The 19,771-nt window shown below is 40.7% G+C and carries 17 protein-coding genes; 6 read left to right on the top strand and 11 right to left on the bottom strand.

Features of this window, described 5'->3' with window-relative positions; all coding sequences use genetic code 11:
* Positions 1–78 precede the first annotated feature (78 nt).
* The 3 genes from ACFSR5_RS04510 to ACFSR5_RS04500 are packed head-to-tail and all read right to left on the bottom strand — an operon-like array spanning position 79 to position 3,304.
* The gene (locus ACFSR5_RS04510) at positions 79–1,803 is read right to left on the bottom strand and encodes a hypothetical protein (RefSeq protein ID WP_380901152.1); all 1,725 of its coding nucleotides are present in this window, start codon (positions 1,801–1,803) and stop codon (positions 79–81) included.
* Positions 1,804–1,808: 5 nt separating this feature from the next.
* A complete protein-coding gene (locus ACFSR5_RS04505) occupies positions 1,809–2,774 on the bottom strand; it encodes a FecR domain-containing protein (protein WP_380901150.1) in 966 nt (321 codons plus the stop codon).
* Positions 2,771–3,304 carry an RNA polymerase sigma-70 factor gene (locus tag ACFSR5_RS04500; protein ID WP_380901148.1) on the bottom strand — a complete coding sequence of 178 codons (534 nt, stop codon included), beginning with the start codon at positions 3,302–3,304 and terminating at the stop codon, positions 2,771–2,773. Before ACFSR5_RS04500 ends, ACFSR5_RS04505 begins: the two co-directional genes overlap by 4 nt.
* Positions 3,305–3,604: 300 nt before the next feature.
* On the opposite strand from ACFSR5_RS04500, the gene ACFSR5_RS04495 reads away from it, so the two are divergent.
* Positions 3,605–4,354 carry a lysophospholipid acyltransferase family protein gene (locus tag ACFSR5_RS04495; RefSeq protein ID WP_380901146.1) on the top strand — a complete coding sequence of 250 codons (750 nt, stop codon included), beginning with the start codon at positions 3,605–3,607 and terminating at the stop codon, positions 4,352–4,354.
* A 77-nt stretch (positions 4,355–4,431) separates the two neighbouring features.
* On the top strand, positions 4,432–4,995 hold the full coding sequence (locus tag ACFSR5_RS04490) for a porin family protein (RefSeq protein WP_380901144.1): 564 nt from the start codon (positions 4,432–4,434) through the stop codon (positions 4,993–4,995).
* A 169-nt stretch (positions 4,996–5,164) separates the two neighbouring features.
* On the opposite strand, the gene bla is transcribed toward ACFSR5_RS04490, so the two are convergent.
* The 8 genes from bla to ACFSR5_RS04450 form a co-directional block, all read right to left on the bottom strand.
* Positions 5,165–6,061 (bottom strand): class A beta-lactamase, encoded by an 897-nt coding sequence (bla, locus tag ACFSR5_RS04485; protein ID WP_380901142.1) that lies wholly within the window; start codon positions 6,059–6,061, stop codon positions 5,165–5,167.
* Positions 6,062–6,281: 220 nt separating this feature from the next.
* Positions 6,282–9,413: an error-prone DNA polymerase gene (locus ACFSR5_RS04480; RefSeq protein WP_380901140.1), complete on the bottom strand. Its 3,132-nt coding sequence runs from the start codon at positions 9,411–9,413 to the stop codon at positions 6,282–6,284.
* Positions 9,414–9,419: 6 nt separating this feature from the next.
* Positions 9,420–10,922, bottom strand: coding sequence for a Y-family DNA polymerase (locus ACFSR5_RS04475; protein ID WP_380901138.1), 1,503 nt, complete (start codon positions 10,920–10,922; stop codon positions 9,420–9,422).
* 3 nt (positions 10,923–10,925) lie between these two features.
* On the bottom strand, positions 10,926–11,669 hold the full coding sequence (locus ACFSR5_RS04470; RefSeq protein ID WP_380901136.1) for an ImuA family protein: 744 nt from the start codon (positions 11,667–11,669) through the stop codon (positions 10,926–10,928).
* A 109-nt stretch (positions 11,670–11,778) separates the two neighbouring features.
* Complete coding sequence (gloA2, locus tag ACFSR5_RS04465) at positions 11,779–12,171, bottom strand: SMU1112c/YaeR family gloxylase I-like metalloprotein (protein ID WP_380901134.1); 393 nt, start codon at positions 12,169–12,171, stop codon at positions 11,779–11,781.
* A gap of 1 nt (position 12,172) precedes the next feature.
* Positions 12,173–12,892: a bacillithiol biosynthesis deacetylase BshB1 gene (gene bshB1, locus ACFSR5_RS04460; protein WP_380901132.1), complete on the bottom strand. Its 720-nt coding sequence runs from the start codon at positions 12,890–12,892 to the stop codon at positions 12,173–12,175.
* A gap of 44 nt (positions 12,893–12,936) precedes the next feature.
* Positions 12,937–13,428, bottom strand: coding sequence for a glutathione peroxidase (locus tag ACFSR5_RS04455; protein WP_380901130.1), 492 nt, complete (start codon positions 13,426–13,428; stop codon positions 12,937–12,939).
* A 22-nt stretch (positions 13,429–13,450) separates the two neighbouring features.
* Positions 13,451–14,098 carry a DUF4294 domain-containing protein gene (locus ACFSR5_RS04450; RefSeq protein ID WP_380901128.1) on the bottom strand — a complete coding sequence of 216 codons (648 nt, stop codon included), beginning with the start codon at positions 14,096–14,098 and terminating at the stop codon, positions 13,451–13,453.
* A 145-nt stretch (positions 14,099–14,243) separates the two neighbouring features.
* Here ACFSR5_RS04450 and ACFSR5_RS04445 point away from each other — a divergent pair, with 145 nt between their 5' ends.
* The 4 genes from ACFSR5_RS04445 to ACFSR5_RS04430 all read left to right on the top strand — a co-directional run bounded on the left by ACFSR5_RS04445 (position 14,244) and on the right by ACFSR5_RS04430 (position 19,721).
* The gene (locus tag ACFSR5_RS04445) at positions 14,244–16,451 is read left to right on the top strand and encodes a RelA/SpoT family protein (RefSeq protein ID WP_380901126.1); all 2,208 of its coding nucleotides are present in this window, start codon (positions 14,244–14,246) and stop codon (positions 16,449–16,451) included.
* Between the two features lie 82 nt (positions 16,452–16,533).
* Positions 16,534–17,031, top strand: coding sequence for a Fur family transcriptional regulator (locus tag ACFSR5_RS04440; protein WP_380901124.1), 498 nt, complete (start codon positions 16,534–16,536; stop codon positions 17,029–17,031).
* A gap of 131 nt (positions 17,032–17,162) precedes the next feature.
* Positions 17,163–18,434: an adenylosuccinate synthase gene (locus ACFSR5_RS04435; RefSeq protein WP_380901122.1), complete on the top strand. Its 1,272-nt coding sequence runs from the start codon at positions 17,163–17,165 to the stop codon at positions 18,432–18,434.
* A gap of 6 nt (positions 18,435–18,440) precedes the next feature.
* Positions 18,441–19,721 (top strand): anthranilate synthase component I family protein, encoded by a 1,281-nt coding sequence (locus tag ACFSR5_RS04430; protein WP_380901120.1) that lies wholly within the window; start codon positions 18,441–18,443, stop codon positions 19,719–19,721.
* Positions 19,722–19,771: the final 50 nt, after the last annotated feature.

The following is a 19,771-nucleotide window of genomic DNA, read 5'->3' as shown; positions in this document are numbered from 1 at the left end:
AGTGTAATGAATAAGCTCAATATATAGGAAAGCCCGGTATAGATATATCGGGCTTTCACGGTATAATTATTACATCATTTAGAAAACAAACGATAATCCGACGGCACCTCCGAAATGCAAGGTATTCTTATTACGTTTATCTCCCCACACGTTCCATTGTCTACCAATTTGGAGATCACTTGTCGCTTCTGAATAGTTGAAGCTGGGTGCAAAATATATCTGCCAATGATTTGTCAATCGAACGCTTGGAATAACACGTAAGGCGTATCGTTGCGCTTCTTGATGCCGAAATTTGTCATTAAAATTGGAACGTTGAACAAGTTCCGTTGCTAAAGCAAATCGACGCTTCTCTAACAATCGCGCCCCTAATCCAAATTCAACAGCATACCCCATATCTGGATGTTCAATATAACGCCCCAATCCCAACATACTATATAGAACGCGTCCACCAGATCGAAAATGGGCACTTAACAAACGACTCTCATCCAGCTGAATAGAAACTTCTTTTTTTCCATTTCGGATGAAATTAAAGACGGCTATTGGATAATCACTACTATCTGCCACATTAAGCAGACCTGCCAACTGTATGCCGCTTACTTTGTCTGCAATATTAATCCCACCAGCTATTTGGCTACCCGCAATTCCACGAGAAATATTGGCTATTCCAGCAGTTTGCATGCCATGCGAACCATCGGCTAGATTCACGCCTCCGGCCAATTGTATTCCCCTCTTCAATGTGTCTGTATTGTTCCATATACCAGCGATTTGTGTACCGTAAAAATTATGCAGTATAACATTGGCTCCGCCAGCCATTTGGAGACCTCGTACATGACCGCCAACTACATTGAATACGCCCGAAAATTGAGCACCATGCACATCATATTGGTTGACGTTGAATGCACCAGCAAGCTCTGTGCCATGCACACCAGCAGTTGATCCACCTATGACGTTCAATGAGAAATTGTTCACGACCTGAGACTCGAAGAATCCATGGGTACTTAACCCTGGCGTCAGCGACATTTGAAATGGACTATACGCAAAGAATCCTCCAAGATTCATGCTGTGTACACGTTGTGACGAATTTGTAAAAAGACGTCCAAAAAAATTGTTAAACACGTTTTTCTCCAAATCGTGTTCCCTATAGAACCCCATTTTCATTTTTTTATTGCTAAGTTTTAACGCGTCTATTGGAAGGAGAAGCATTAGCGAGGTATCCTTGTAGTTTGCTTTGCTCAATGAAATCGCGACAACGTGTTCGGGCTTCTTGATATCCAACTGAAAGTACCCCTCCTGGTTAGACAAGGTTGAAGCATCATATGTAAATTTGTCGTATATACTTGCATTGGCTATAGCTTCATCCGTTCGTAAGTCTCGGATATATCCCGAAACGACAGCTCTGTTTCGGTCATCTGTATTCATATCGACTACGACATCCATGCGTTGTGGAGCGTAGGTAATGATAATATGTGTCGCAGTCTCCTTGAATGCATACTGACCACCCAATATACGTTCTAGATAATCTATGCAAAGTCCTTTATAAGAGCGAACTGAAACGGAGCTGTCCAACTGTATAAGATGACTATGGTACGAAAATTCAATAGCATATTTTTCGTTTAACGTGGCAAATACCTCGCGTAGGCTTGTCTGTTCAAAGCGTGGCATATTAACATGCGTTGCGAGTTTTCCCTGCGCAACAGATTGCCAATGTACGGTTAAGAAAAAAAGAAACGCACCGAACAATTTAGCCTTGCGGATAATATATATTATAATTTTAAGATTCCGGATAATTCTATATTTTGACATAATAACTATTTAATGTGATATGTGTTGCCGCGCTTCTCCACAGATAAGTCGAATGTGCGAACAATAACTTTTAGCATATCAGAAAGAGACTGTTGCTCAAAGGTCGCTGTTAGTGGCAGCTTCGCCGTTTCCGGGTTATCTATCTTAAATTTCACATCGTAAGCCTTGCCTAGGGTTGCAAAAACCCGAACAAGTGGTGTATGGTCGAAAATGAACTCCTGATGGATATAGTACCGATAAAGTTGATCGCGAACTGTATCGATAGCTACGATATGTTTGCTAGTATCAGAGATTGTTACCATTTGGTGTGGCTTTAAAATCAATTGTTTGTCGGCATATGACACACGTACAGCTCCACTTGCCACAATCACCTCCGTGAGGCTTTCTGCTCGCCGTACGTGAAAACTTGTTCCCAGAACGGTAATTTGCGTGTTTCCACTTTTAATAATAAACGGTCGACTCTCATCTCTTTTTACATTAAAAAAAGCTTCTCCTTGTTGTAGGAGTACCCTCCTGTTTTCGTCAAATACACCCTTTCTATATTTTAAGTGCGTATGACGGTTCAGTGCGACGGAGCTACCATCTGGAAGCTGCGCCTGTTGAGTTTGTTCACCCGTTTTCAGAAACACGTTTTTACTTGCATCAAACTTGAAAAACCAGATGGACAACAGCCCCAGAATACCTGCACTAACAGCTGCATTTATCCAAAGGATTTTCTTTTGACGCAGCGACCGAACCGGCCCCATTTTTTTTTTCAGACGTTCTTCACGTTTGTCTACAAAAGTTTCCCAAGCCCGATCCACATCGACGTCCGGAGTCTCTTTCAGCACGGAACTCATTTCCCATAATTTCTTCATTTCCAAATATTTTTTCTTGTATTCAGTTTTTTGCTGAATCCAACGCTCTACTTGGGCGCTTTCCTCGGGACTCAATTCGCCCTGTACATATCTTATAATCCAATCTCTTTTCATAATTTGTACGTAAACAGTAAAACCAAAACTGTTAAATAATCAATTAAATGCACGCGAAGATGCCTTAATGCTTTCGTCATATGCCCTTCTACCGTTTTTACGGATAGATTCAACGTATCAGCTATCTCCTTATACCTTAGTTCTTGAAAGCGGCTCATCTCAAACACGATCCTACTTTTTTCGGGCAACTTGGCTAATGCTGCGTGCAGTTCCTTTTTCAGTTCCTGCTCGCCGAAAGGGAGATCTTGTAGGTTTTCTGCATGTACCGTTTGATAAGCCTCATAGCGTTGTTGCAGTTTATATCTTTTTAACGTATTTAAGGTTTGGTTATGAACGGATCGATAAAGATATGCTTTCCATGAACTTTGGAGAGTTTTTTCCCAATCTCGCTCCCATAATTTCAAAAATACGTGCTGAACAATTTCTTCAGCGGCATCGGAATTTCCTATCATGCGATAGGCATATCCATGAAGTTCTTTGAAGTGCTCTCGAAAAACCGCCTCAAATTTTTTTTCCTTTGTGTGTATCATATTATGATTACAAAAATAAACCGATAGCCAGTCTCATTTGGCTATATAGATAAGACAACTTTACTTAGCTCTACCCTTATTTTTTTCTGTTCATTTTTTTTCATAAAAAATGAGGGTAAGAAGGACCTCGGTTGTCATCTATAAAAAAGAACACAACATGACTATTATTTTATCCCTGTGCGTCATAATCATCTCCTTAGTCTCACTCTTATCTGCACTTTTAGGACTATGGGTGATCTACCTACATGAATCTGCTGACTAAACACGAAACACTGATTTTTTCATATAAATCCCATCCATATGTTAGGTTATTTTATCGGACAAGTATACAAATATAGGTTAAGTGTTTGTATACAAAATCTTTCCCGAGCGTTTCCTAGTTTTTCCTATCAAGAGATTTCAGAGCAAAGCCGTCGATTTTATACGAATTTCGGACGTATCCTTTGGGAAGGAATGTTTCCGAGATTTGTTAAGTTACGGATATCCGAGACGACGAGTGATGTTTTACAGGGAACGGTCCAAAAAGAACAACCCATTGTTTTGCTTTTAGGGCATTATGGCAATTGGGAAATACTAAGCAAGTTGCCACAGCACACTAGTATACCTGTTCAGGCATTATATAAACCATTAAAAAACAAAATATTAAATCGTTTTCTATATCGAAAAAGATCGCAATATGGTGTACGTCTGCTACCGGCAGGTCAGGCATTACGCATTTTAATGAAAGAAAAACAACGTGCATCGATTACATTTTTCATAGCCGATCAATTTCCGGGACACAATCGAGGTTTAACTGTGCACTTTCTTCATCAGGCAACACGTATGTTCGTCGGAGCCGAACAACTAGCAAAACGCCTCAATGCCTATGTAGGATACGTTGAATTACAACGTACCGGGAAGAACGTATGGACGCTCGATATTAAGCCGATCTGCGAATATGCTGGCAAAACCGCAAACGGATATGTTACCGAGACATTCGCGCACATGTTGGAGGAAAGCATACAAAAAGATCCGAGTTGGTGGTTATGGACACACCGACGTTGGAAATAAAAATAAGGGTACAGCCTCTTGAGTTTGTCTTATCATAAATATATATCAGAATTAAATAGATGAAAAACACAAAAAACATGAAAACAGTAATGCAGTTAGGTGCAATCGCTTTGATCGTTTGCTTCAGTTCACCGGATACCGCCCAAGCTCAAGAAATAGATTTTGGAGCCAAACTGGGAGGTTTATATAGCCTGCCCTCCTATGGGAGCAAGGTGACTGACGACAACGCGCAGTTTGGTGTACAGGCTGGGATCTTTGCACGTACTTCCGGAAGATTTTATATTCAGCCAGAACTAAACCTGTCAATTTATAAATCTTCTTACCAATTTTCACAAAAAGATTACACACCTTCGTTCTATCAGCTGAATTTGCCTATACAGGTGGGGTGTGCTTTTTATGAGCGGGATGATATAAAATTACGCGGGGCATTAGGCCCTCAGTTCAATTATCAGCTCAAGAAGGAAAGGGTAACCTCAGGTTCGGATTTTAAATCGTTTACATACGATGCAATGATCAACCTCGGATTAGACTTCAAAAACTACACGTTGGACTTGCGGTATAATCATGGCTTGAATAAAAGCAGCAAAGATCTGGATAGTCGCAATCGGGTAGTTAGTTTATCGGTCGGTTATAAGTTTTGACAACAACAGACGTAAATGTTAAAAATAGTTAAGAAATCAATAAAAATATACTACTGCTTACAGGAAGTCGTTATTTACGTATAATTTCATAATTTAGGTTAATAATTGGTTTGGTAAAATCCTGGAGCTCCCCGCTTCGGGATTTTTTTTGAACAGTTATCAGTAAGAATTATTTTGTATAATAAGCATATGTAAGTTGAGCCACTTTTGCGATTATAGCTTCATTCGTGGCAATATCCTCTAAAGAATGTGATACGAAGACGGTAATGAAAATAGGTGTGCTGCTAGGTAAAAAAAGAACACCTACATCGTGAACCGCTTCGGTAACGCCGTTCCTCGTTCCAGAAAATCCCGTTTTGTGTGCTACGATAGTTCCAGGAGGCACCCCCCTTTTTAATCTATTTGCGCCCGTTTCTGTTTTTTTCATAACATCCCATAAAAATGCATGACTCGTTTCGGAAAGTTCTTGATGGCGATTATAGAAGAAGGTTTCTAGAGCTTTGGTGCAGGCTTTGGGCGTCGTCCAATTCTGAAATTGGAGATCCCAATTGTTCTGCATGGTTTCTTCGTTGATTGCGATCCCAATGTTTGATATACCTTTACTTTTTATATAACGTTCTACCTCCGCCGGTCCGCCTAGCAATTTTAATAGAACATCACATGCTACATTATCGCTTTGTGAAAGCATATAGATAATAATTTCAGATAAAGGCAACTTAACACCACTGGGATATTTTTCCCGCAACGGACTCCAAATATCCGGCGTTAGATCCTCATTCCGTATGGGAATGATCTGATTTAACGAAAAGACACCTTGATCCACCCGAGCTAACATTGCGGTCGCAATGTGAAACTTAAAAACACTTTGCATGGGAAAATGTTTGTTCCCATGGATGTAAAATGTGTCTTGACATTCAGGATTAATAATGGATACACCAACTGTCGCTTTCTTTGTAGCGATATATTGTTTGATTTCTGATTCAAGTGCTGATTCTTGGGCTTGTAGTTGACAAAACAAAGACGTTGTACAGGCAAATGTGCAAAAGGTACGGGTAACTATGTTCATAAATTATAAAACGAATTGTCGTATAAAGATAAGTAATTGAAAGAGCAAAACAAGGGCATTGACGAATTGAACGACTTATAAAGAATGTGCAGCTTTGAGCTAAAAAAGGTTAGAAAAGGCGTTTTTCAAGGTATTAAGTTTACATAATTTGGAAAATTCCGACATACCCGTTGTCGTCCCTAATAGGTTTAGACGAACGGGAAAGAAGATTTTAATCGGATCACTGGAAATTACGCCCTTTATGAAAAACGTCGTCTCCATATAATTGTCCATCCTCAAGCTGTACCAACCAACTATTTAAATTATAACATTTTTTTACCACGACGTGGATCACGGTACGTTCAACTTGAATATGTCCTTCCGCTAATAATAATTTAGATTGTAAGATTTCCCTCCTGTATTTTTCAAATACCTTTCCCCAAACGACCAAATTTGCAAATCCTGTTTCATCTTCAATAGTTACAAAAAGGACGCCTTTTGCTGTTCCCGGTCGTTGCCTGACCGTTACCAAGCCACATACTTTAACCGGCATACCATTTTTAACACGGATAAGCTTATGGTTAGGGACAACATGCGATGCATCTAATTTGTCTCGTAAGAAGCTCACGGGATGCGCCTTTACCGATAAACCAATATGTGCATAATCTTGCACCACATGTTCACTAGGTGTCATCAGAGGAAGAGAAATCTGTCCCTCCATTACACTATTTGATACATGATTCCGAAACAGTGCAATAGGTCTATCTTGGAGAGCAGCGATCTCCCAAAGCGCCTGTCTCCGATCCAATCCCATGGAACGAAAAGCATCCGCATCTGCCAAACGCTCCAATACTGGGGTCGACAGTATATTGGCCAATTGATCCACTCGTTGATAGCTTTCGTTTCGATGCCTTATTATCTGTTGTATATCTTCTTCGTGCAGTCCTTTTACCTGCCTAAAGCCTAGTCGTAAATTATTTTCTCCTGAATGTGCTTTCTCCAAGGTATTATCCCAATAAGAATAATTAATATCCACTGGAAGTACGATTACACCATGTTTCTGCGCATCAATAACAATTTGCGCTGGTTGATAAAATCCCATGGGTTGACTATTCAATAACGCAGCAGCAAAAATCGCGGGGAAATAACATTTAATATAACTTGATACATAAACCAACATAGCAAAAGATGCAGCATGACTTTCTGGGAAACCATAACTTCCAAATCCTTCCAACTGTCTAAAAACGCGAATGGCAAATTCTTCTTCATATCCCTTACTTACCATGCCTTCCACCATCTTCTTTCGAAAAGCACTGACCTCTCCTTTAGACTTAAAAGTCGCCATGCTCCGGCGCAGTGCATCCGCTTCCGCGGCAGTAAAGCCTGCAGCGACAATTGCAATTTCCATGGCTTGTTCTTGAAATAATGGAACACCCATGGTACGTTTCAACACCTCTCTGATTTCTTCCGATGGATACTCTTCGGCTTCTTCTTCATTTCTTCTTCGTAAGTAAGGATGAACCATATCGCCTTGAATTGGACCAGGTCGTACGATGGCCACCTCGATAACCAAATCATAAAACTCTCTTGGACGCAGGCGTGGCAACATGGACATTTGAGCACGGCTTTCGATTTGGAACACGCCCAGTGTATCCGCCTCGCTAATCATTTCATAGACCTTAGGATCATTGGCTTGCATAGCGAGTGTCAGCTCCTTCCCATAATGTGTTTTTACTAAATCAAAAGCTCTACGGATACACGTTAACATGCCCAGTCCTAAAACGTCCACTTTCAGAAAGCCAAGAGCTTCTAGGTCATCCTTATTCCACTCTAGGTTCGTCCGGTTTTCCATACGAGCATTGATAATGGGACAGAGTTCATGAATGTTTCCCTGTGTAATCACGAAACCTCCAGTATGCTGTCCCAGTTGCCGGGGAAAGCCCAAAAGTTGACTACTAAGCATTAAAACCTTTTTAAAATGCGGATCTTCTATATTAAACCCTTGTTCAGCAAAGCGCTCCGGTTCTATTTCGATATCCCAATGTGATCCAATTGTTTGAGAAACCTTACCTAACGCATCCATAGATAATCCCATAGCCTTGCCAACATCTCGTAAAGCACCTTTAGCGCGTTCTTGTGTTACAGTTGCTACAATTGCTGCACGATTACGTCCGTATTTTTCATAAATGTACTGGATTACCTCCTCCCTTCGTTCGTGCTCAAAATCCACGTCAATATCGGGCGGCTCGTCCCGTGCATCGGACATAAACCGTGCAAAAAGCAACTTAATTTGTGTAGGATTGACCGAGGTAATGCCTAAACAAAAACAAACGATCGAGTTTGCTGCTGATCCCCTTCCCTGGCAAAGGATATTTCGCTCCCGCGCGAAACGCACATAATCGTATACCGTTAGAAAATAGGAGGCATACTCTTTTCGTTCGATAAAGTCCAACTCCATCTGAATGGCAGCACAATGCTTTTGCAATTCTTCTTTGCTAAAACACATCTTGGCCCCCTTCCAAACTAGCCGGGTTAGTTCCTCTTGTGGAGTCCGGCCTTCGCTTGTCAACTCCTGAGGATATACATAACGTAGTTCATCTAAGGAAAAACGACAGGTTTCAACAATATTCATGGTATTGGCTAAAGCTTCGGGATAATTGCAAAAAAGTCGTTCCATTTCCACACTTGATTTCAAGTATCTCTCTGCATTTGCGTGTAAACGAAAACCGGCTTGTTGTATCGTGCATTTTTCCCGAATACACGTCAATACATCTTGTAATTCACGACGCTCAGGCTCGTGATAGTACACATCGCCCAAAGCTACCAATGGAATCCCCAATTTCCATCCGAAAGTAGAGATACGATACAAACGTTTCGCATCATCTCCCTGATAAAGCTTCGACATACCTAAGTAGAGGTTTTCTTTCAGGTGGGTAGCATATTCGGATACATCCTGTACATATTCGAAAGGAAGTTCAAAATTTTCTTGCAGGTTTTCTGGAGGAGTGACAATAAAAAGAATGTCCAGTTGATGATCGTAAACATCTGATTTATATAAATGACAACTTCCCTTCTCTGCGCGTAAGTTTCCTTTAGTCAATAAGGTACACAAATTCCCATACCCTTTTTTATTAATCGGGTAAGCTAAAAGACTATGACCATCCATCAGATCCACCCGGCATCCTAGAATGAGTCGGATATTCCATTTCTTGGCTGCAACGTGTGCCCGGACAATACCCGCCAAACTGTTCCGATCGGTCATCGCAATGGCTTCATAACCTAAAGTTGCCGCCTGCTTAATTAATTCATCTGGATGCGAAGCACCTCGGAGAAAACTAAAATTACTTGTTGTTTGCAATTCGATATATCCCATTTTGTCTTAAGCGAAAAAACCATGTAAATACCAATTCGGTGAACGATCTCCTAAATAATGTCCCAAGCGAAAAAGCCAATATCGATTTCCTTTGACATCTTCGACCGCATAATAATCTCGATGCTCACCTTGTTCTAACCACCACTCCCGTTCAATACGTTCGGGGCCATCGGCACGTTTTATGTAATGTACTTCGTCCTGATAACGAAACATCAAAGGCGGGCAATCCGGAATGGGAGCTGTAACCATAACGGGTTCAGGAGGGTGTAATAAACGGGTAGGCCTGGTGCAATTGCTGGGCCATGGGATCGTAGCTTCTTCGAATAAAGATGTAGCTGTACGAATAGCACGTTCAGGCCAATGGTGTTCATCCGGTAAATACCGATGAATATGGCAATCCATATCCCGTCCCCTCAACCGATCTAATAGTTCTGCCAATTTCTTGTTTTCGACAGTACGATCAACGGCCCACAAACGTTCTTGGTACAAAGCCAAATCTTCGACATGCGATGCATGAAGTGTAAAAAGTTCAATACCCAAGGCTGGTTCGATCATCTGTATTTGAAGTACAAAAAGATCAAGCAGATGTTTTTTATTTACGGTAGGCCGATTGGTCCCGATCTCGATCGGAATTAGCTTACCATCTACGCGATAGCTTATCATTTTGGCCTTCCGTATTCCTTTTCCTTCTTTAGCAAGCCTATTGCATATCCGATTCACTAATTTTTCGATGGCAATTTCGATGCCTTTAGCTGTTCTGATCGGTTCCATGCACGGTAATTTTTCTTCGTAAGGGTCAAGTGCCTTTAAAGGGTGTATACACTCTTCACGGGTTCCGTTGAACTGTTCAATGCGCTGTACCAACTCTGCACCAAACCTTCTCCGTAAAGAAGACAAGGGTATGTTCATAAACCTATCCAGTGTGTTTAAACCTAACTTATATAAACGATCTATTACTGTCTTTTCTAGTCGTAAAGCTTCCGGAGGTAGGCTATTGAGGCTTTCGTTGATATTTGGTGAATCGATAGGGAGGTTATGGTTCCCATATCTGGCTAAAGCCCAAGCGGCACCAATGGTATTCGCTACAGCAACCTTCACCGTGTACCCGCGCTGAGATAATTCCAATTGTATATCAGATAGATAAGCTTTTTCTCCCCCCCATAAGTGTGTACATCCGGTACTATCCAGAATCAATCCCCCCAATCCATCTAAGCCGATTAGAGGCGTATATTTAATACACCAGTAACCAATCTTCTGCAATAAAGTAGAGGATCGCTTGGGGGTATCCTGAAAAATAATAAGGTCAGGCACAGCCGCTTTGGCATCTGCAAGTACCATATTTACATGTATACCAAGATTAAAAGCAGCTCTATTTACAGCGGTAATACACATGCGTCCATGCAACGGAAGCACGGCAGCTAAAGGAACGTTTTTGTATAAAGGAAATTGTCTTATATACCAATCCGTAACCAAAAAAGGGAACCAAATCGCTACATACCGTTTTTCCATGACCTATCCAATCTGCTGTCTAACTAATTCGTTAGGTTTGGGAAAATATTCTTTGATTATCCGTCCATAAAATTTGCCGTGTTGCCAGCTGATAATCCATTGTGAGGGATCCGCATTTTTCACTTTTAGTAAATCTACCTTCCACTGAGGGAAGCCAATGCCCGGTAGCTTATCAATTATTAGACTGGGAATTGGTTTAATATTCCAGCGGGCAATACAAGTGGTTGATCCTAATGTACGTTTATGTGGATGTAGAACAAATCCTGTAACTCCACTTTTTTCTACAGCAAGCTGCAATCTTCTTGATTGAACAAAATTGAGATCACGGATCTCCGCTACAACAGCTAGAAGGCCGCTACATTTCAGACCTTCTTCCAACGCCCACAAAATGTCTTTTTCGCGATGCATATGTACAAAGACTATACGATCAGGATTTAAACCAAATGTTTTTATAGCAGGTGCATACAGCTGTTTTTCAGGACTTATCCACAAACACATACCTTGTTCCTTTAGTATAAAAGAGAGCAACGCTCCAATAAATCCACTGCTTGCTGCCAACTCCTCCATCTGGTTATATATGAATTCATGAATGGCACCAACTGGAAAGGTTCCTTCCGGAAAAACAGACTCTATTTCTCCCAATCCCAGTTGTATTACCGGAGTTTCGCTTTGTTTATATCCTTCCCATTGATATATCTGTTGTTGCAGGGATGATATGGCAATTTGTTTTTCAGATTGTGATCGCATAGTCTCTCCTTTCTTATCTTCACAAAGATAATACTAATTTTTTTAGCAAAAGAAATAAAAGAGAACCTATTTAGAATATACTTTGCCGAGTATCTCTGTCTATTGCAAGTTATTTTTCGTAAAATTCAATCGGTAAACCGTCTGGATCGGCTATAAAGAAAAACATTTTTCCTGTTCTTTCATCTTCGCGGATAGGTTCGCATACAATACCGTATTCTTCCAAAGTTACCACCGCTGCATATACATCTGCTACTTCGAAGGCAAGATGTCGTAGGCCTGCAGCTTCTGGATAAGAAGGGCGAACAGGCGGATCAGGAAAGGAAAATAGTTCAATGGTATACTGTCCGCGCAAAGCGAGATCCGCTTTATACGAATTTCGTTCCTTACGAAATACTTCAGTTAACAGCTCTAATCCTAAAATTTCTGTGTAGAATTGAAGAGATTTGTTATAATTACTACAGATTATAGCAATATGGTGTACGTGTAGTAACGCTAAGGGCATATCAAATTAATTGAAAAAGATCCTGTACACCAAGTAATTTTCTAGCTGTAAATCCTTCTGCATAACGAACCTGAATATGACGACCAAATTCAGAAGCTCTTCCCCGCGTGGATTCCATGAAATCAGGGTTGGAAATATAAGTTTGTGGCTCGGTGTCCCCTGCTTTCGCATTAAACTGCGTTGTATATGCTAAAATAGACCGTTCTTTAATTTCCCAGAAAGGCGTAATATCTAGAATAATATCGGGCTGTATGTATTTGTCTTGAATAAGTTGTAGCTGTAATCTCGGCCGAAAGGCCTCTTGAGAAACACCTTCTGCGAAGGTTTCTATCCGCCGCAAGCCACTCAAAAAAAGTGCGTCATTTACCAGCTGACTTGCTCTACCGTGGTCTGGATGACGATCGTCTAGAGCATTGGTGATTACGATTTCGGGTTTATACTTTCGGATACACTGAATGATGATTCGTTGGTTTTCTTCATCATTTTTAAAAAATCCGTCACGAAGTTCTAAGTTTTCCCGGATTGCAACACCTAGAATTTGTGCGGCTCGGCTCGCTTCTTCTTTTCTAATTTGTGCACTTCCACGCGTACCCAGTTCACCTTGGGTTAAATCAATAATTCCTACATTTTTGCCAGCATTAACGTATTTAGCAATAGTGCCTCCAGAGCCCAGCTCAGCATCATCGGGATGCACTGTCATAATCATCAAATCTAACTTCATAAGCCTTCCATTTTGGCTACAAAGATAAAAAAACTTAATCCTTTTTATTTGGCGATTAATTGTTCAATTTTTGTCATAACTCGCGATGCTTGCGGATTCGTCAGACTGTAAAAGAAGTCTACAACATTCCCTTCTTTATCGATGAGGTATTTATGAAAATTCCAAAGAGGTCTAACACCTACCCGACCGTTTTTGGATTTATCGGACAAAAATTGATACAAGGGGTCGCAATATTTTCCAACGACATGGATTCGTTTGAAAACCGGAAAAGTAACCTGTTCATGTATCCGACAGAAAGTTTCCAATTGTAGGCCAGTCATGGGTTCCTGTCCACGAAAATCATTCGAGGGAAAAGCCAAAACTTCAAAACCTTGATTTTTGTATTTTTGATAGAGCTTTTCGAGTGATTTAAATTGTTTGGTGAAAACACACTGACTAGCAGTATTGACAATCAGTAATACCTTACCTGCATAGTCCTGCAACGATTTCCGCTCTCCGTTAAATTGTAAGCCATGATAGTCATAAACCGTATGCATAACTGTTCTTTCGTATTTTGAATCAATAATTGTTTCCGTGTAAATTCTTTATAGGCCGCATCCGTTCGTAGCCTCGGATGATGTTTTCTATTTCGAAATCTTCTTCCGGATCGTAAACAGATTTCAAGTTATGCCCAAAGACTTTTGCCACCGACTGATAGAAGAAAGCAGACAATCCGCCTTTCATTTCTTTTACCAATTCGTAACTTGTGTTTCCAGTCTGACGTTGCACCAGTTTAATCAATATTTGTCCTTGCGAGATACTCAGATTTTTAATTTCGGCATTAAACTTATTCTTGATTTCTTGTTCACAAGCTTTGATCAACCTTTGTTCTTCTCGCTTAGACGAAACTAAGGCCAGGTCTCGATCCAGCTGTTCATAACGTTTTTGCGCATAAATGGCATATGGAAGAACTCGTAGTACGTTACGTTCTAGACGAAGATAACGCAATCTATCTTCCTGTGTTTTGAACGTCCGTTTGGCCGTAACCTGGACGTCATCAATCGGAAACCAAGGGACAATTTCCCCGTTCTCCAATCGCGTAGTAGGATAATGTTGTACAATTTCCCCTTCTCCATCTCCATAATGCGGCACTTGTAATACTTGTCCTTTCCCTGCCAACGGAAGAAGAAAACACAAGTACATGCCCGACACAATTAACCTCATCATCACCCTTGGAAAATATTTACGTATTTTAAAGTCTCTAAAATATTTGCTATATTTATATATTGTTTTCCTTCCTATGTTATTACCTCGGAAAACATAATAAAAATAAGAACAAAAAAATAGAAAAGCAACTTTTTTCAGCGTGTATATGGAAGATTATGTGATTGACATTGAAGCAGAAAACAAGGAAATCAGAAAGAGATACCGTGCATTACTCCGAGCTTGCAAACCCACCTTACAACGCGGCGATAAACAAGAGATCCGTAAAGCATTTGATTTAGCGCTAGAAAGCCATAAAGATATGCGGCGAAAATCTGGTGAGCCCTATATTTACCACCCTATCGCCGTAGCGCAGATTGCAGCGGAAGAAATTGGTCTAGGAACGACATCTATTGTGTGTGCACTCTTACACGATGTCGTAGAAGATACTTCAATCACCCTACAGGAAATCGAAGCCCAATTTGGTAAAAAGGTGGCTCGGATCATTGACGGATTGACGAAAATTTCTGGAATTTTTGATCCGAACAGTTCAATGCAGGCAGAGAATTTCAGAAAAATGTTGCTTACATTGGCGGATGATGTCCGCGTCATTTTGATCAAGCTAGCGGATAGATTGCACAATATGCGCACCATGGAGTTTATGGCAAGACATAAACAATTAAAGATTGCTTCCGAAACGAGCTATTTATATGCTCCATTAGCACATCGACTTGGACTCTACGCCATAAAATCTGAGTTAGAAGATCTGTCCATGAAATACACAGATCCTGACACTTATAAATTTATCGCTAGAAAACTCAATGAGAAAAAAGCGGAGCGTGAAAAATTCATTTCTGATTTTATTGGCCCTGTTAAAGAAATATTAGTAGAACAAGGTATAAAGGCGGAGGTCTACGGCCGCCCCAAATCGATCTATTCCATATGGAATAAAATGCGTAAAAAGTCTATTCCTTTTGAAGAAGTATATGATCTTTTTGCCATACGAGTAATCATTGATACGCCAACGGAACGGGAAAAAACAGAATGCTGGAAGGTGTATTCCATCATCACTGATCTTTATAGACCGAACCCAGATCGTCTTCGGGATTGGGTTTCTTCCCCTAAAGGAAACGGTTATGAGTCATTACACACTACGGTCATGGGACCTCGTGGACAATGGGTAGAGGTACAAATTCGTACCAAACGAATGAACGAAATTGCAGAGAAGGGCTTTGCTGCCCACTGGAAATACAAAGAGTCTAATTCGGATAGCGGACTCGATCAGTGGATACAAAAGGTCCGTAATATGCTGAGTAGCTCAGAGCAAAATGCCCTGGATTTTGTCGATGATTTTAAAATGAATCTGTTTTCGGATGAGATTTTTATTTTTACACCAAAAGGTACACTGGTTCAATTACCCAATGGAGCGACTGCTTTGGATTTTGCTTTTGAGATTCACTCTGATATTGGAGCAACGTGTATTGGTGCCAAGGTGAACCACAAATTGGTTCCGCTGAGTCATCCTCTTCAAAATGGTGACCAGGTGGAGATTATCACATCCAGTAAACAAACGCCAAAGGAAGATTGGCTAGGCTTTGTTGTGACAGCTAAGGCGAAATCCAAAATCCGGTCCTCATTAAAAGAAGAAAAAAGACGCGTTGCAGAAGATGGTAAGGAAATTCTCGAACGGAAGCTGAAGTCCTTGAAAATCACATACAATACGGATAATATCAATAAAATTGCAAACTTTTTTAAATATCCTAGTTCGCAGGAACTTTTTTATAACGTAGCCAAGGGAATTGTTGATGTCAGGAACTTACGGGAATACGCCGCGAGTGAAAAAACACCCGAACAAAATCACAATCAATTCAATTCCCATATCACGGGACTTGTTGAAAAGATAAATAAAAAGGAGGTAGATACCATCCTTATTGGAGACGACTTTCAGCAGGTTGATTATACACTTGCTCCATGTTGCAACCCCATTCCCGGAGATGATATATTCGGTTTTTTAACCGTTAATGATGGTATTAAAATACACCGTACCAGTTGTCCAAATGCATCTAAACTCATGGCTAATTATGGTTATCGGATCTTAAAGGCAAAGTGGGCATCATCACAGACGCATGTCGCTTTCTTAACCGGGTTACGTATCGTAGGGATTGACGACGTTGGTTTGGTGAATAAGATAACCAACGTGATTTCTCAGGAGTTTCATGTAAATATTCGTTCTTTGGCTATAACAAGCAACGAGGGCATATTTGAAGGGAATATTATGGTCTTCGTAAACAACACCGAACAGTTAGAGAATTTGATGAAGAATCTCAAAGATATTGGTGGTATTACAGGCGTAACACGCTATGAAGCCGATATTTAATCTAGGAAATGTCATCCTTGGGTGAAAGCCTCGTTTTTTACAATAGAAAATGATAAATTTGTAAGAGATTTTAAAAAGCACTATGAACCAAGCTGAAAGCTACCAGACGGTAAAAAAAATATTTGAAGCTTACTTAGAAAACAAAAATCTAAGAAAAACTCCGGAACGCTACGCGATTCTAGAGGAAATCTACTCGCGTTCAGATCACTTCGACGTGGAATCCTTATACATCCACATGAAGAACAAGAAGTATCGGGTGAGTCGCGCAACGGTTTACAATACCCTAGAGTTGTTAGTTTCCTGCGATCTCGTAACGAAACATCAATTCGGCCGTAATATGGCTCAATTCGAGAAGTCTTATGGATATAAGCAACATGATCACGTTATTTGTATTGAATGTAATAAGGTAGTCGAATTCTGTGATCCTCGTATAAATCAAATCCAAAGCCTTATGGGCGACTTGCTTAAATTCGACATTAAGCATCATTCCCTAAATTTGTATGGCGTGTGTGAAGATTGCCAAAATAAAGAAGCGGAAAGTAAAGTGGTTAAAGGGAAAGAACCTGTAATTTCAAATTAATGCAGTAATAGTAGATTATTGTATTACCTTTGTTCAGAAAAGATCGACCTTATCGATTTTTTCTGAACTTTATCTTTTTTAAAGACGGTAGAACGAATCATTTAATTTTAAATCTCAATATTTCAAATATTATGCAAGTTGATGTGCTTCTGGGCCTGCAATGGGGCGACGAAGGAAAAGGGAAAATCGTTGACGTATTTTGTCCTAAGTATGATTTGATCGCGCGCTTCCAAGGTGGTCCTAACGCTGGACACACATTAGAATTTGACAACAAGAAATTTGTTCTCAACACCATTCCTTCGGGGATATTCAATGAAGGTACTTTAAACTTAATTGGTAGTGGCGTCGTTATCGATCCGATTATCTTAAAACGGGAATTGGATAACCTTCGTGCGGCTGGCTTCGATCCGGTAGGAAAAGGAACCTTAGTTCTCGCTCGTAAAGCACATCTTATTCTTCCTACCCATCAGTTGCTGGATGCAGCCTCCGAATCAAAAATGGGCGCTGGAAAAATTGGTTCAACTTTAAAAGGTATTGGCCCAACTTATATGGACAAGACAGGTCGTAATGGATTGCGTGTTGGAGATACAACTCTTCCCGATTTTCAAGAGCGTTATGAAAAATTAAAAACGAAGCACTTGGAGATATTATCTCATTATGGTGAGATTCCTGATTTCTCTGAGAAAGAACAATCTTTTTTGGCTGCGATTGAATTTATCAAATCCATTCCGCACGTGGACGCAGAACATTTGGTAAATAATTATTTAAAATCAGGAAAGCGCGTTTTGGCAGAGGGGGCGCAAGGGACATTATTGGACGTCGATTTTGGATCCTATCCATTCGTTACCTCATCCAATACAACAACGGCGGGCGCATGTACGGGCTTAGGTATTGCTCCAAATAAAATTGGGGCAGTATATGGCATTTTTAAAGCTTATGCGACACGCGTAGGCGGTGGCCCTTTTCCAACGGAACTAGATGACGAGACTGGAGAGCAGCTACGGCAGCTCGGTCATGAATTTGGAGCGACAACAGGACGTGCGCGCCGTACGGGATGGATCGACATTCCTGCCCTAAAATACGCTATCATGCTAAATGGTGTGACGGAATTGATCATGATGAAAGCGGATGTATTAGATACGTTCGAAAAAATTCACGTGTGTACACATTACAAACACAATGGCGAGATAATCGACTACATGCCTTATGAAATCATTACCAACCAAGCCGAGCCCATCTTGGAACAAGTGGAAGGATGGAATCAGGACATCACAGGAATCCGCACAGCTGATGAGATTCCTGCTGCATTAAAAAATTACATTGCTTATTTAGAGAAGGCATTAGAGGTACCGATTAAGTATTTGTCTGTTGGGCCCGATCGTGTTCAAACTATTGCTTTGTAAAAAAATATGGCTACAGCCATTTTTCGGATTGACACGAGTTTTGAGGAACGCGCGTTACTTTGGGCGCAACAATTTGATGAATTGTGTTTCTTTCAATCCAACGGACATCCAGACCCTTACAGCAAGTTAGACCGCTTTTTAGCTGTACAGGCTATTGATGTGTTTGAATCCGTCGACGAACGGGATATATTTAGCGATTTAGAAGCGTTTAAAGCCAAGCATCCCCAACAATGGATGCCTGGCTTTTTCAGTTACGATTTGAAGGATCAAATCGAAGATATTACACCGAAACTCCCCGCGGTTCTTCATTGGCCGAAAGCGTACTTTTTTGTGCCATCGATAATTATCCATTTTTTTCATGACAGTATCGAGATACAGGCAAAGGATCCACACGCCGTTTTTCAAGAGATACAGTATATACAACAGCGCGAGGATATGATCAATCTGCCTCCCATTAACATCCAAAAGCGTTTTTCCAAACAGGAATATTTACGTGCATTCGACCACATGCAACGGCATATACAGCGGGGGGATATTTACGAAGTAAATCTTTGTCAGGAATTTTATGCAGAAGATGTTCAGTTAGATCCGCTTTTGTTGTATCGAACACTGAATAGTATTTCTCCTACCCCTTTCGCCTGTTTCTTTAAATTTCGCCATCGTTATGTGCTCTCTGCTTCACCGGAACGTTTCTTAGCAAAGCGCGGAGATACGCTCATATCACAACCCATCAAAGGAACTGCACCCCGCGGAAAAAATGAAGACGAAGACGCTGCATATATTCAAGCGCTCATCCATAATCCGAAAGAAATTGCAGAAAATGTGATGATCGTTGATCTCGTACGCAATGATTTAACACGCAGTGCGATTCCCGGATCTGTAAACGCGGATAAGCGGTTGGAGGTACACACTTTTAAGCAGGTGCATCAACTGATATCAACGATTACTTGTGAAAAATCTCCACAAGTTTCGGACACCGAGGTGCTAAAAAATACGTTTCCAGCAGGATCGATGACTGGGGCTCCGAAGGTCAGTGCCATGAAACTTTGTGAGCGTTATGAAGCCTGCAAGCGTGGCCTTTATTCTGGAGGAATTGGTTACTTTGCTCCTGATGGTGATTTCGACTTTAATGTCGTTATCCGCTCCATAATCTACGATCAATCGATCGGTTATTTATCCTTTCATACAGGTGGAGCCATCACGTTGGAAGCAGATGCCGAAAGGGAATATGCAGAATGCCTGCTCAAAGCATCTGCAATTCTGGAGACATTGAAAACATCTGTCTGATCACACGCGGGGGTGTTGTTTATAGATTTTCAGCTAACTACTTCTGAATC

The organism is Sphingobacterium suaedae, assembly GCF_042684625.1.
Lineage (GTDB): Bacteria > Bacteroidota > Bacteroidia > Sphingobacteriales > Sphingobacteriaceae > Sphingobacterium > Sphingobacterium suaedae.
This window is presented reverse-complemented; position numbering and strand designations above follow the sequence as displayed.